The sequence below is a fragment of the Planktothrix sp. FACHB-1355 genome (genome assembly GCF_014748295.1).
GTDB lineage: Bacteria > Cyanobacteriota > Cyanobacteriia > Cyanobacteriales > Aerosakkonemataceae > Aerosakkonema > Aerosakkonema funiforme_A.
Window position 1 is genome coordinate 1 of record NZ_JACJUP010000049.1, and the last position, 13,016, is coordinate 13,016.

The following is a 13,016-nucleotide window of genomic DNA, read 5'->3' on the forward strand; positions in this document are numbered from 1 at the left end:
CTTTTTTCGGGAAAGTTGTAATTGCTGTTCATACTTACTTCTCCATTGGAGTAAATTTGACGTAAAAGTAAGGTTCGACTATTATGTCGTCTTCTGTAGAAAAGGTTAATTCTGATGTTTCTGATGAATCTTTTTTTGGAGAAGAATAAAAAAAGCTCTGTGACGAGTTGAAACGGAGCATTAATCCCAATTTAGGAGTAATGATAAAATCTGAAATAGTAATTGGATTGGATTCGCCAAATAAATTAAACTTTACGTTAGAATTTTCAATCTTTGTTTCTGAGCCTATGGAAACGAGCCTTAACACTTCCAAAGAATTCAAAATATTTTCCCTGCAATGATAGTTGTATATGAGAATGTCGGACACAAATAAAGACTGTTTTGACGTCAGTTTGAGAACCAGGCTAAAAATTGGCTTTTCTGTAATGTTAGCAGATATTTGCTCAGAGAAAGACTGCATAAATTAGCGACGAACTCAACAAATATTATATTCTCACAAACTCTGAAGTATCGATGGCTGCTAGGTCATCCGCTGCGATCGCTTTTTTTATTAAAAGAAGCTGTAGATATGTTTCATAAAACATTTCTACACGATCGGGAAACGTTTGCCGTTTTATAGTATATGCTTTCTTATTTTCCTCCTCCTAAAGAAGTAGCTTTGTTAAAGTTGCTTTATGGGTAGAACGATCGCAAACTCCGCACCGCAACCAGGTTCGGAAATTACATCTATGTAACCACCATGCTTTTCAATAATTTGGTAGGCAATGGAAAGTCCCAAACCAGTACCTTTTCCAACTGGCTTCGTGGTAAAAAAAGGATCGAATATTTTATGTTTTAATTCTCTTGATATCCCAGAACCGTTATCCCGAATTGTGATACGAATTTCATTTTTTGTTTGCACTTCTGTTTCGATCGTAATTTGTTTATTTTGTTGTTCTTTTAGCTTTTCCAGTTCATCAATTGCATTGCTAATAACATTCATAAATACCTGATTTATCTGTCTGGGATAGCATTCTACTAGGGGTAAATTGCCGTATTTTTGAATTAATTCTATATCGGTATATCCTTTGTTCATTTTCAAACGACTTTGTAAAATTAGCAAAGTACTATCGAGTCCTTCATGAATATTAACAAGCTTCATTTCGGCTTCATCTAACCGGGAGAAGTTTCGCAAAGATAGGACAATTTTACTGATGCGATCGGCCCCACTTTGCATAGAAGAGATAATTTTAGGCAAATCGATCCTTAAAAAATCTAGCTCTATCTGTTCAATAATTTGTTCAATTTCAGGACTCGAATAGTTTTCTTGGTAAATATCTACTAAATCTAGCAAATTTTGCGTATAGCGATTGACATAGCTGAGGTTAGCGTAGATAAAGTTAATCGGGTTATTGATCTCGTGAGCAATCCCAGCAACCAATTGACCCAAACTGGACATTTTTTCAGTTTGAACCAATTGAACTTGAGCCTTTTTAAGGTTTTTCAGGGCTTGAGAAAGTTGCTCGGCTTTAGTAGATATTTCTAAATTTAATTGCTGTAATTGGTCGTGGGCTGACTGCAATTGCTGATTTTTTTGCCAAAGTTCTTCAGTTCGCTCCTTTACTCGTTCTTCCAAAGTTTGACGGGCTAATTCTAACTCTTGAGTGCGTTCTGCCACCCGTTGCTCTAAGTTACAGATGAGCGTTTTTAAAGCTGTAGCCATCTCCTGATAAGCATTCGCCAATTGACCGATTTCGCCGCCAGAATCAATACCGGGAATGAGTGAATCTAAATCCCCGGTGGCGAGAGTTTTGCTACGAAGAGCTAATTGTTTAATCGGCTCTCCAATTTGCCTTGCTAACAGGCGAGCGATCGCAATCGATAATACGATCGCCATCGCTAAGCCAATCCAAATTACGCGATTGAGAACTAAATATGCTTGCTGAAAATACTCGGACGAAATCTGAATTTTAGCGATCGCCACAGGTTTACCCGCAGACTTAATGGGAGCGTAGATCGTATTATGTCCGGATTCCGGTTCCATCCGGTACACCGACTCACCTCGTTTAATTGCCGGTAAAACCGTAGCAGTTAAATTATTTTCCTCCCAAGTATCGCTACTCATTTTTTCAATGCTCGAAAGCATTAACTGTCCGTCAAGGGAAATAATTGCCAGCTTAGTAGTAGCTTGGGAAAAATTCAAAAACTTTCGCAACCAAGCATCATTCAGTGTTTGACCTACAATCAAGGTTCCGGGTGAATTACCTTTACCGTCGCTTTGAAAAATAGGTGCTGCCACCAAGATTAACATCTGCCGATCGCCATATGTAACCAACTCCTGCAATGGTTTTTTCTTCGCGATCGCACCAACAACCCTTTCTTGCACCGCAATCGATCGCCAAGCACTTCCCCGTTCTGCTAGAGTTTCGCCAAAGCGATTCACCACCTGCACGTTATCCACATCTGTGGAAAAAACCAGTTGGTCTGTTACCTCCTCCTTCATCCAAGCTCGATCGCGCTTCTGTACCGCATTATATAAAGCTGTCCAGATTGCATAGCCGTTGGCTAAATCTTGCAATCCCTTCCCCGTAGCAGATGTGAATCCTCGAAAAGCGAGGACTTGATCGTCAAGTCGAGTTTTTTCCAAATCTGTCAGAGGTTGATACACAAATCGCCAAGCTATCCCGAATACCAAAACCACTGGCAGTAGGGATGCGCCAAAGGTAAAAATGAGAATTTTGGGTTGGAGTCTTTGTGGAATCCCCGATATTGTTGATTTAACGTTTTTTAATATCACTATATATTTAGGCTCGCGCTTCACGAAAGAGTGAACGTCAACCAAGTTAACTTGGCTAGCAAAATAACCCCGATCGCAGGCAGATAGCTGTTTACATTTTCAGTAATACAACTAACTTAACCAAACGTCATCCGAGCTTTACAGCAATTATGATTTTTTTGTCAAGAATCTACAACAAAAAACCATACTTTTTAACGCTGACTTTTTGTTCATTATGTTGTATAATTATAAGTTTATGAATTAAATCCCAAAGATAGGTACGTTGCACCCCACCCCTTCCCCGTCCACGGGGAGGGAAGTGAATTAGACATCTCCAAAAATTCTTGTGGGGTAGGCATCCTGTCTGCCCTTTAAGATTCTTTTGGAGGAGATGTCTAATGAAAGTTATACTGCCAGAAACCTTTGAATCACATCTTGGCTGAGTTCGTTAGTTAGCCCTGAAGCGACAATACCGCCTTTTTGCATAGCGTAGTAGCGATCGGCTTGCCGTACAAAATGCAGGTGTTGCTCGACTAACAGCACAGAAATGCCTGTAGACTCAACAATCCGGCGCACAGCCGCCTCAATCTCTAAAATAATGGAAGGTTGAATGCCTTCCGTGGGTTCGTCAAGTACGAGTAAGCGCGGGCGTCCCATCAAAGCGCGAGCGATCGCTAACTGTTGCTGCTGTCCGCCACTCAAATCCCCACCCATGCGAGAAAGCATCGTTTTCAGAACTGGAAACAGCCCAAAAATTTCCTCTGAAATTTCCTGCTTATTGTCAGGCAATTGTGGCGCAGGCATCCTGCCTGCATCCCTTGCCTCCAAACCCAACAGCAAATTTTCCTTCACCGTCAAACGGGGAATAATTTCCCGTCCTTGGGGGACGTAACCAATGCCCAACTTTGCCCGTTTGTCCGGGGACTTACCGTCGATCGACTCACCCGCAAAATTAATCGAACCAGTACGGGGTTTGAGCAAACCCATAATCGTTTTCAGCAGCGTAGTTTTACCCACACCGTTGCGTCCGATCAAGCACACCATTTCCCCAGCGGATATGCTCAAATCCACATTGCGGAGAATGTGACTTTCGCCATAGTAGACATTTAGCCCAGAAACGTGCAGCATTGGATTAATTTTAGATTTTAGATTTTGAATTTTGGATTTTAGATTGATGTCGCTCTCTCAGACATGATTTTTAAGGAAAGTTTCAGCTTTTCGCAAATTTAATCATAACAAAGCTTATTGCCTGCAAGATTTGACATTGTTATCAAAATCAGACAAACCTGTATTTACCCTACAAATGAGGGAACTGTAAGTTTTAAGTCTGACGCTTTAATCAACCTACAGGTGTCAGTTGCAAATATTGGCGAATTTCAGCCGATCGCTCAACAGCTCGTTTAACACAGTCTCCTAGAGAAACGCCATCAAAGTAGTTACTGCATAGGAATAAACCGGGAAATTGCTCCAAATCTCGATTTATTTGCTCCAAGCGTTGATGATGACCGAGAGTATATTGCGGAATAGCACGTTTCCACAAATGTACAGCGATAACTTTTGGCTGTAAATCTTGTTTGAGGAGGATACGACGGATATCTTGATGAACCGCTCGGACAATTTGCTCGTCGTCTAAATCGCCAATTTCGATATCAGTTGCACCGCCGATAAAGTTGGTTAGCAGTTGCCATCCAGCCGGAGCGCGACCGGGAAACAAGCTCGAAGACCAGATAGTGCCAAGAGTGCGAATTCCCTGACCGCGTGGAATTAAGTTGCCAAAGCCGCGTAGAGGATGTTTGAGCGCAGTTTCTGGATAGGCGAGGACAACGCAGGCTACGGGAGGATAGGGGATTTCTTTCAAAGCTTGGCTTGCGCTCGGTGCCAAATTTTGCCACACCTCAGATGTGACGTAGGCAGGTGAAGTGAGAACTAGGGTACGTGCTTCCACCTGTTCTTGTCCTGCGGGTGTATTAAATTCTGCAATGTAGGTTTATCGATCGCTCTTGTGCAGGCGGATGAGTTGCCAGCCCAGCTTAACAGTATCGCCCAGATGAGATGCGATCGCCTGCGTAGACGCCTGAAACGAAGGGAGCTACAAGTCGCTGGGTTACTTCCGATCCCAGATGACGCTGGAAGAACTGGGCAACAGTTTCTTCTCCCCCTTGCGCGGACAGTTGAGACCCCATAGCTGGGGCCACAAATCCCAAAGCGCCTCTCAACGCTCTCAGCTTACCTTGCAAAGTCAGCAACTCGGAAGTTATAGCTGCTGGGGGACTCATGGGCACCGGTTGAAGTTGACCTTGCCAGTATACGTAACGAGGCAAACGGCGATCGGCCAACACTAACTCTTGCTCCAGTCCCACATCAACAGCCAGCTTCAGCAATTCTGGCGTCGGAGAAAAACTCGTCGGGCCTTCTTCCCAGATAAATCCTTCAGCGGAGCCTGTGGTGATGTTCCCACCAACTCTTGGCTGGCGATCGCACAGTAAAATTCGCCGTCCATCTTGCTTGAGGGTGTAGGCTAAGCTCAGACCGCTAATTCCAGCCCCAAGGATTAAGCTGTCTAACGAGTTTGTCATTTGTCAACAGTCATTTGTCATGTCATCGGTCATCGATGGCTATTCTCTATTGAACCTTAATTGCAATGACCGTTTCCAATTTCCCATTTTCGATCGACTTTTAAACAGAATTGCGGAAAAGCGTTTCCAGATATACCTGGGCAGCCCGACGATAGCTGCGCGACGCTTCTGGGGTGTTTCCAGTTCCGTTTTGTAGCAAAAACAAAGAGAGAGCAGCAGCAAAAACCCGGTCTTGATCCCAGTCTGGATGCGTTTCCAAGTAGCTTTTGAGCGATTCGTGGAGTACTTCCGGGATTTCAGCCAGCATACTAACGGTTGTGTTCATAGACACCTGCTCCAAAGAAGGGGGGAGAGTGGGGAAGCTAGAAAGCGGGGGAGCAGGGCAAATAGAGAGAATGACACCCACCTATGTTCCATTGCCTTGTCCCTTATTCCTGATTCCCCGATCGTCTGATCAGTCAGCCGCATCATTGTCTGCGATCTGGGGGTGGGGTTGTCAATGCTGCGAAATATTACAAAAATCTTCACATTAACAAAATGGCTACGCAATAATAAGCTTTTTGACCCACTTTTTGTTACATATCTTTATAAAAACTCAGCATACCCCAGATGCTGAAGCGTTTGCCAAAAAAATCCCCAGATGGACAGAAACACTCGATCCGACCGTGACAACCTGTGGAAAACTACTTAAGCGCTGTGGAAAATTTTTAACTCCTTTGTGGAAAGGTTGTGGAATCTGTGGGGAAAATTTTGGCAAAGGATAAGAATTGCAAAAAATTTTGACTTTCTAGCCCCTACCGAAAAAACTGGGGTTAGGGCCTCGCACATAAGAGAGCGACTTTATTCTATAAACCGTTGCAGCGATTAGTAGATATTGATGGGCTTTTAGTCAAGCGTCCGAGGTTTTTTGTAGATGCGGAACGCCAGATGAAATTGCTGCAACAGCGTGTTTCCAGAAAACGATTAGGCTCAAAAAATTGGAAGGGAGCCCAAAGAAAAGTTGCTTTATTACAATTTCCAAAAAGTAGACAGCCGTAAAACTAGCCAGATTTGCCCCAGTTGTGATGTTGAGACAGGCAAGAAAGAACTTTCAAAACGTACTCACGTTTGTTCAAATTGTGGCTATACAACTGATAGAGATGTTGCAGCCGCTCAAGTAGTTCTCATTCGAGGACTCGCAGCCGTTGGGCAAACGGTGAAGATGCAAGAGTTCGGGTAAATTTATTGGCATCCCTATGAAGCAAGAATCCTCGTGTCTTTAGACCGAGGAGTGTCAATCAAGGCAGTGACCCAGGACTGCGAAAACCTGGCGTTGCTCGAAAAGATCGACCAGATCCCTGTTGATTCTGTTTTTGCTGGCTTCTTGTCGGAGAATCTGAAGGGAAGTTTGCACCTGCAATCTGCATTTGTAAGGTCGATCGCTGGCGGTAAGGGCATCGTAGATATCGGCAACCGTCAAAATCTGGGTTTGAATGGGAATGTCTTTATCTTTTAAACCTTGAGGGTAGCCGCTGCCATCCAGCTTTTCATGATGGGCGTAGGCAATCATAGGGAGGTTTTTGAAATGCGTTGTCCAGGGTATGCGTTGGAGAAATGTATAGGTGTGGGTGACGTGAGCTTCGATCTCCATACGCTCTTCGGGAGTGAGGTTGCCTCTGGGTATCATTAATTGTGCCATTTCTTGTAAGGAAACTAGGGGCTTGAGCTGACCGTCGATGTCTCGATATCTGTATTGAGATAGTTCTGTCAGTTGTGCGAGAGCTTCCTCAGAAAAAGCATGAAATTCCTCATTTTCAAATGTTTCTGGTTCATTGACCTCTACTAGCAGTCGCCAGTAGCGATCGAGTTTTTCGAGCTCTTGAGCCAGCTGAGTGTCCAGTTTTTCAATATCTTGGCAGTAAGGACAGCTTGCTTCGGGGTTAACGTCAATCATATGATGGAGCGGCTTCGTCAGCACATACTGGTATTTAGCTTGAGCTGTTTCCATCTCCAAAGTTCTTCTGGTCAGCGCAAAGCGGTGACGAATGCTCTCCAGTTGTTCGGGATAAAGTTTTTTCCGCTTTCCCAAAATCGCTTCGGGGACGCAAACTTTCCCGAAGTCGTGCAAGAGTGCGGCATAGCGAATTTCTTTAATTTGGCGATCGGTAAAATAAAATGGTCGTAGCAGACCTGTAGTCACTGAATTGACCTCTTTAGTCAGATGAACTACCAGTTGAGCCACTCGCTCAGAATGACCTGAAGTAGTCGGGTCTCGCATTTCAATCAGTTCTACAGATGCTTTGACAAAGCTCTCGAATAGGTTTTCAATACTTTCTTGCAGGTGATTGCGTTCAATAGAGATCGCCGCTTGAGAAGCAAGCGATCGCAAAATCCTCTCTTCCCACTCTGAATAAGGCTGAGTTACTTCTTCAACATTTTCGGCAGTGACGATCGTATCGGGTCTGATTTTACGATTGATGAGTTGAAGCACCCCAATGATTTCCCCATTTTGGTCTTGCATTGGCAACACCAGAACTGAGCGAGTGCGGTAGGAGAAGTCCCGGTCAAAACTGAGGTCGATCTGGTAGGGAACATCTGATGGTAAATTATAAGCATCCGACAGATTTAAGCATTTGCCCGTAAGCGCTACATACCCTGCCAGACTTTTACCGCTCAGAGGCATAGCAAATTCGTTTAAAGTTGCACTGGGTTGAGAATCATTCTGCGCTACCTTAAATAGCAGCTTGGGAATTGCGTCGCTCCGATCTAGTAAATAGACGCTGCCAGCATCGCTACAAGTAATTTCCCGGCTCTTAGATAAGATTAAGTTGAGTAATTCTTCCAGATTCCGGCTGCTGGAAAGGGCGGTGCCAATCGCCAAAAGCTGCTCGATCGGTTCAACCCGTTGAGCAGATTGTGGCACAAGTTCGTCGTTTTCAAAGGTCATTAAGTGGGAATCGAGAACTGTCATGTATTTTTCACCCTAATATCACAGTCAGACTGGATAAATTGTGCGATCGCTTCCGAGTTATAGCTGGCACAAACCAAGCATATAATTTTCCCTCAATCGACATTCTCATTACTTTACTACCAACGCAGTATAGAGAATGATTTTCAACCGCGAACGGATAGCTTGCCAGCCTAAGCAATACGGTGCGGACTAGCTTACCGTTAATGCTTTGTTGTTCATACTCCAAGCTAGCAAGATTTCATCTCAGCGGGGGAAGGAAATATCGCTTTGAAAGTGCAGTTTGCGCCGATTTCTAGGAATTTCGATCGCAACTGTTAAGTTCTAAGACAGTTACTTGACTAAAGAGAAATTATTTCTGTAGCTTAAGTTACAGAAATAAAAACGTTTTAAACCATTAGCTAAGACCGCTTCGGTCGAAACGCGAAGGACGCGATCTGTTCAAACAAGACTGATGCTGGACAGGGCGAGAAACCGGGTTGATTTATCGGGTTTGTCCAAATCGGGTCCCGCTAGGCGATCGGAAAGGCTTGGCAGCAAGCTGCTTACCGAGGCAAGAAGATTATGAAACTCGACATCTGCGAACTGAAAGTTGCTGGAAAATCCCGTTTGCATCCCTGTAATTGGTCAGTAGATACGGAACCGACCCCTTTGGCAGGGGAACTTCAACCTTCCACATGGGTAAAACTTTTAGAGCTTCCCAGCCCGTTCAGTTTTGATGAAGCACTACTTCTTTGTGAGCTTTCCGAGAGCGAGTGGTTAGCTTGGATTCCAGATTGCGGAGAAACTGTACTCCACACCCGTCAGTTTTGCATAACTGGTTAGCTTACCACCGTAGCTTCCGGTGCCTTTGTCCGGTGCTGACTTGGGATTTGCCAACTTGGTGAATGCCAATTTGAGCGAAGCCAACCTGAGCGGTGCCGATTTAGATGGTGCTAATCTGATTGGAGTTAATCTGAATCGTGCTAATCTCTGTGGTGCCGATTTGGGTGGTGCTAATTTGGGGAATGCCAATTTGACAGGTGCTAATCTGTCCAATGCCACTCTATGCGATGGCCGCTTAGTGGGTGCTAATTTGAAAGATGCTAACCTGAGTGGTGCGGATTTGAGAGATGCTAACCTGCTGAATGCTAATTTGAGCGGTGCCAACCTCAGCAACGCCAATCTCAGCGGTGCGAATTTAGCGAATGCACGACTGGATGGCGCGATCGGACTCTACAGAGATGAACCGATCGTGGTACGACAGAATGAGTCTCCCAGGTCGGGTATGGCTCATGTCAGTTTTTCGCACCCTATGTATGCCCCTGTTGCTAACGGTTTTAGCCTGCCACGCCCAGGACTGCCGTCTTGAATGGAAAATTAAAGAAGAGAAGCTTTGTCTTCGTTTGTAATTTCTTATTTGGTGTAGTTTGCACCGATTTTTATCTCAGTCTAAGAGGTTTTTAATAAGGTGGGTCATGCCCACCTTACTCGCTTTTATTGCCTAGAAAAAATAATTACTTATTAATTTTGGGGTGGGGCGGGCTGATTTTTCACCTGTTGAATGGAAATTTGAATGGCTAGGGCGATCAGACCGATCGCTATTATGCCAAACACGAAGGTTGCCAAGGAGCTGATGCCGACAACTAAGGTGCGGACGGCAACGGTGATATTAATAACTGTAACGTTGTGGGATTGAATTGGTTTGGCGGCAAAAGTCTGGGCAATGGAAGAGGTCAGAAAATAAAGTCCGATCGTCATTCCCGTAGCAATGAGGGAACCGATCAAACAACGCAGAGGACTCGGAGAGCTAGGGCTAGCGAGATCGGATGCGGAGGGGGTATTTTGAGTTGGAGTGGGATTATTCATAAATTTTTCGTTAATTAGCGACGCCAATGCCGCTAGGAGTAAATTGGGCTATCCAGAAGTCCAGATCCGGGTCGGAGATCGCATTGGCTACTTCTTTTTTAATTTGGTTTGCTCGATCTAAGGACTCGCTGAGGGCAAAGACTGTGGGGCCAGAACCTGACATCATTGTGCCTAAAACGCCTGTGCGTTGGAAAGCTTCCCGCAGTTGCAACACTTGGGGATAAGTTGGCAGGACGACTTTTTCTAAGTCGTTGTACAGACACTCACCGATTTTAGCGTTATCTTTGTGGGCGATCGCACTCACGAGGCAGCCTGAATTTACCTTGGCGGAACGCGCTTCTATGCTTTGGGTATCGCAGGCATATGTGTTGCCGAATTGCTTTCGGTAGGTAGAGTAAGCCCAAGCTGTCGAAACTTCCAAATGGCGGTATTTTGCCAGAATCACGTATATTTTATCTAAATCCGGTAAGGGGGCGAGTTTTTCACCGCGTCCGGTGGCGATTGCCGTCCCGCCCGTGACGCAAAAAGGCACATCCGAACCGAGTTGGGCTGCCAGTTCCTGCAATTCCGACTGAGTTAAACCCAAATTCCACATTAAATCCAAGCCTACCAAAACTGAGGCGGCGTCTGTAGATCCACCTGCCAAACCGGCGGCGATGGGAATGTGTTTGTCAATTTCGATTTCGACGCCGCCATACTGTGCAAAAGCGTTGGGAAATTGCTTTGTCATCAATACTGCGGCGCGGTAAGCTAGGTTAGTTTTGTCTTGCGGTACACCCGGATGGTTGCAGTGGATGCGGATGACATCGGTGCCGTTGGAGCGCAGATGGATGCGATCGGCTAGATCTATGGTTTGCATTACCATTGCCAGCTCGTGATAGCCATCGGGGCGATCGCCGAGTATTTCTAAATACAGATTAATTTTGGCTGGGGCAATTAGGGTGTAAGAGCGCATTTCTAGGGGCTAGGGCTAGGGGCTAGGGGCTAGGGAGTTACTCAGGGTTACCCACTGGGCGACACTGAGGTCTTCGGCACGGACTTGGGGGTTTATTTCTAATTGTTCCAGCAAGTGGGTCAGCCGATCGCGATCGACTATACTTTTCAAATTATTTCGCAACATTTTACGTTTTTCGGCAAAGCCCTGTTTCACGATCGTGTCTAGGTGTTTGGGGTTTTGGGCAGCAAAGCGGGTGTGGGGACGCAATCGCACTACGGCAGAATCTACCTTCGGCGGTGGGGAAAAATCTCTGGCCGGTACATTGCAAATTAATTCGCAATCTGCTATATATTGAACTCGCACTGACAACGCTCCAAATGCTTTCGATGAAGGTTGGGCATATAATCGTTCTGCCACTTCTTTTTGCACTAGCAACACGATTAAATCGTAAGGTTCGGGATTGGGATTAGCAATTGTACCTAATAAGTTTTCTAGAATTGGGCCGGTAATATTGTAGGGGATATTGGCAACAATTTTATTCGGCTTTTGGAAATTGGCGAAGTTAACGAGATTAGCAGCTAAGTCGATGGTGAGAATATCGCCTTGCAAAAGTAAAAAATTTTCTCTTTTTCCCAGTTGTTTGGCTAATAACTCGCACAAGTCGCGATCGATTTCCACCGCTACGACGGCTTGAGCTAATGGCAATAAGCGCCGCGTCAGGATACCTGTGCCTGGGCCAATTTCCAGGATGCGATCGCGATTGGTAATTTCTGCGGCGGCGACGATTTGGTTTAATGCTTTGTCGCTTTTGAGCCAGTGCTGAGCAAATTGTTTGCGAGCTTGGGGCGGCATAGGAATTTTAGATTTTAGATTTTAGATTTTAGATTTTATCTTGGTGGGTGGCAGGTTAACATAACATTGGGAAGATATTATTTAATTTTACCGGACATCAGTACCCAGTGATGTCTAATAATCTTATCTATTAGATGAGAATCTATCGGGAGGTAGTATTTATGTCTGCTTCGTCAATTTTGTCACCGCGCACGATTAGCAACAGTGAGGGTCTAGCTGAATTCAACGCACTTTTTAACAACCAACAAGCGGCTGACGATGCAGCACTAAAGCTAAAGGTGTATTGGCCGAAGTGGGCTGTTGCATTTGATGCTCAGTGGTTTGAAGCTACTGAGATTAATGCCAAAATTTTGACGGGCAAAAAGTTGGCGCTGGAGGTAGAAAACGCCAAGTTTAAAGTAGCGGCAGCAGTAAAAATGGCGCTGGAGGGACAACAGGTAAAAGCACCGATCGATCTGCCGACAAATCCCGTGAATAATGATGAAGCTGTGGCAGCTTTTTACTCGATATTTAAAAGCCAGCAGGTAGCTGATAAAGAGGTGGAAATATTAGTTGCCAACTGGGATAAGTGGGCGATCGCATTTGGCGGACAGTGGTATGCTCCAGAGCTTTTCAATGCGAAAGTTGTTGTCGGTCGTTTGATTGCCAAAGCGATGACGGATGCGAGAGCAAAAGTTACTAAAGCGATAATGCAGGCAATCGAAGGCAAACAAATTAGCTTCTTTGCAGAGCCAGGAACAAACACTGAAGATAGAGCGGTTCCTGTAGTCGATAATAAGCTGGAAAAAGCCAAAGACCGAGCGCAAGTTTTCAAGGATTTCATGAAAATTGAGATTAATATGGGTGCCAGCGCGGATCGGCTGGCATTCTTGTATCGTGGGGTGCAAAAATCGCCTTACAAAGAACAAATTAAAGATTATCCGGAACGTCTCAAAGCTAAGCCTGATGGCGAAAGAGTGGTTTCCTATGGAGAAACGGTTGTGCTAAAAGGTTCAGGTAAGACAGTGACTTTTAGTTCTTACCCAGAAGTGGGAAAGCTACCCGAAATCGATAATAAAGGTCTGGACTTTTTGCATGGAGATATTCAAGAGGCGTGCCTTT

At 44.9% G+C, this 13,016-nt stretch carries 11 protein-coding genes and 2 pseudogenes; 4 read left to right on the top strand and 9 right to left on the bottom strand.

The window, feature by feature from the left end:
* Positions 1–661: 661 nt before the first annotated feature.
* The 5 genes from H6S82_RS04480 to H6S82_RS04495 form a co-directional block, all read right to left on the bottom strand.
* Positions 662–2,776 (bottom strand): ATP-binding protein, encoded by a 2,115-nt coding sequence (locus H6S82_RS04480; RefSeq protein ID WP_190462561.1) that lies wholly within the window; start codon positions 2,774–2,776, stop codon positions 662–664.
* A gap of 384 nt (positions 2,777–3,160) precedes the next feature.
* Positions 3,161–3,883: an urea ABC transporter ATP-binding subunit UrtE gene (gene urtE / locus H6S82_RS04485; RefSeq protein ID WP_190462559.1), complete on the bottom strand. Its 723-nt coding sequence runs from the start codon at positions 3,881–3,883 to the stop codon at positions 3,161–3,163.
* A 211-nt stretch (positions 3,884–4,094) separates the two neighbouring features.
* Complete coding sequence (gene hemG / locus H6S82_RS33265; RefSeq protein WP_322111849.1) at positions 4,095–4,700, bottom strand: protoporphyrinogen oxidase; 606 nt, start codon at positions 4,698–4,700, stop codon at positions 4,095–4,097.
* Positions 4,701–4,785: 85 nt separating this feature from the next.
* Positions 4,786–5,331 carry a protoporphyrinogen oxidase gene (hemG, locus tag H6S82_RS33270; protein WP_242056819.1) on the bottom strand — a complete coding sequence of 182 codons (546 nt, stop codon included), beginning with the start codon at positions 5,329–5,331 and terminating at the stop codon, positions 4,786–4,788.
* A gap of 100 nt (positions 5,332–5,431) precedes the next feature.
* Positions 5,432–5,656 (bottom strand): DUF2811 domain-containing protein, encoded by a 225-nt coding sequence (locus H6S82_RS04495; protein ID WP_190462557.1) that lies wholly within the window; start codon positions 5,654–5,656, stop codon positions 5,432–5,434.
* 554 nt (positions 5,657–6,210) lie between these two features.
* Here H6S82_RS04495 and H6S82_RS04500 point away from each other — a divergent pair.
* Positions 6,211–6,593: pseudogene (locus H6S82_RS04500) on the top strand (zinc ribbon domain-containing protein); the annotation flags it as partial.
* An 11-nt stretch (positions 6,594–6,604) separates the two neighbouring features.
* On the opposite strand, the gene H6S82_RS04505 reads toward H6S82_RS04500, so the two are convergent.
* Positions 6,605–8,257 (bottom strand): HD domain-containing phosphohydrolase, encoded by a 1,653-nt coding sequence (locus H6S82_RS04505; protein ID WP_242056821.1) that lies wholly within the window; start codon positions 8,255–8,257, stop codon positions 6,605–6,607.
* Between the two features lie 585 nt (positions 8,258–8,842).
* Between H6S82_RS04505 and H6S82_RS04510 the strand changes: the two genes are divergently transcribed.
* Both H6S82_RS04510 and H6S82_RS04515 read left to right on the top strand, forming a co-directional pair.
* The gene (locus H6S82_RS04510; RefSeq protein ID WP_190462553.1) at positions 8,843–9,103 is read left to right on the top strand and encodes a hypothetical protein; all 261 of its coding nucleotides are present in this window, start codon (positions 8,843–8,845) and stop codon (positions 9,101–9,103) included.
* A gap of 19 nt (positions 9,104–9,122) precedes the next feature.
* Positions 9,123–9,629: a pentapeptide repeat-containing protein gene (locus H6S82_RS04515; RefSeq protein ID WP_190462551.1), complete on the top strand. Its 507-nt coding sequence runs from the start codon at positions 9,123–9,125 to the stop codon at positions 9,627–9,629.
* 152 nt (positions 9,630–9,781) lie between these two features.
* Here H6S82_RS04515 and H6S82_RS04520 read toward each other — a convergent pair whose 3' ends face one another.
* From H6S82_RS04520 to rsmA, 3 genes are read right to left on the bottom strand one after another with little or no spacing between them, the layout of a single operon-like run.
* Complete coding sequence (locus H6S82_RS04520; protein WP_190462550.1) at positions 9,782–10,126, bottom strand: DUF3082 domain-containing protein; 345 nt, start codon at positions 10,124–10,126, stop codon at positions 9,782–9,784.
* Between the two features lie 10 nt (positions 10,127–10,136).
* Positions 10,137–11,081, bottom strand: coding sequence for a 4-(cytidine 5'-diphospho)-2-C-methyl-D-erythritol kinase (gene ispE, locus H6S82_RS04525; protein WP_190462548.1), 945 nt, complete (start codon positions 11,079–11,081; stop codon positions 10,137–10,139).
* 15 nt (positions 11,082–11,096) lie between these two features.
* Positions 11,097–11,915: a 16S rRNA (adenine(1518)-N(6)/adenine(1519)-N(6))-dimethyltransferase RsmA gene (gene rsmA, locus H6S82_RS04530; protein ID WP_190462546.1), complete on the bottom strand. Its 819-nt coding sequence runs from the start codon at positions 11,913–11,915 to the stop codon at positions 11,097–11,099.
* A gap of 161 nt (positions 11,916–12,076) precedes the next feature.
* Between rsmA and H6S82_RS04535 the strand changes: the two are divergent.
* Positions 12,077–13,016 (top strand): annotated as a pseudogene (locus H6S82_RS04535) (hypothetical protein); the annotation flags it as partial.

Bases quoted from the DNA above. Each gene is read 5' to 3' on its own strand.
- urtE (WP_190462559.1), bottom strand. From the start codon at position 3,883: ATGCTGCACGTTTCTGGGCTAAATGTCTACTATGGCGAAAGTCACATT.
- hemG (WP_242056819.1), bottom strand. From the start codon at position 5,331: ATGACAAACTCGTTAGACAGCTTAATCCTTGGGGCTGGAATTAGCGGT.
- H6S82_RS04495 (WP_190462557.1), bottom strand. From the start codon at position 5,656: ATGAACACAACCGTTAGTATGCTGGCTGAAATCCCGGAAGTACTCCAC.
- H6S82_RS04505 (WP_242056821.1), bottom strand. From the start codon at position 8,257: ATGACCTTTGAAAACGACGAACTTGTGCCACAATCTGCTCAACGGGTT.
- H6S82_RS04510 (WP_190462553.1), top strand. From the start codon at position 8,843: ATGAAACTCGACATCTGCGAACTGAAAGTTGCTGGAAAATCCCGTTTG.
- H6S82_RS04520 (WP_190462550.1), bottom strand. From the start codon at position 10,126: ATGAATAATCCCACTCCAACTCAAAATACCCCCTCCGCATCCGATCTC.
- ispE (WP_190462548.1), bottom strand. From the start codon at position 11,081: ATGCGCTCTTACACCCTAATTGCCCCAGCCAAAATTAATCTGTATTTA.
- rsmA (WP_190462546.1), bottom strand. From the start codon at position 11,915: ATGCCGCCCCAAGCTCGCAAACAATTTGCTCAGCACTGGCTCAAAAGC.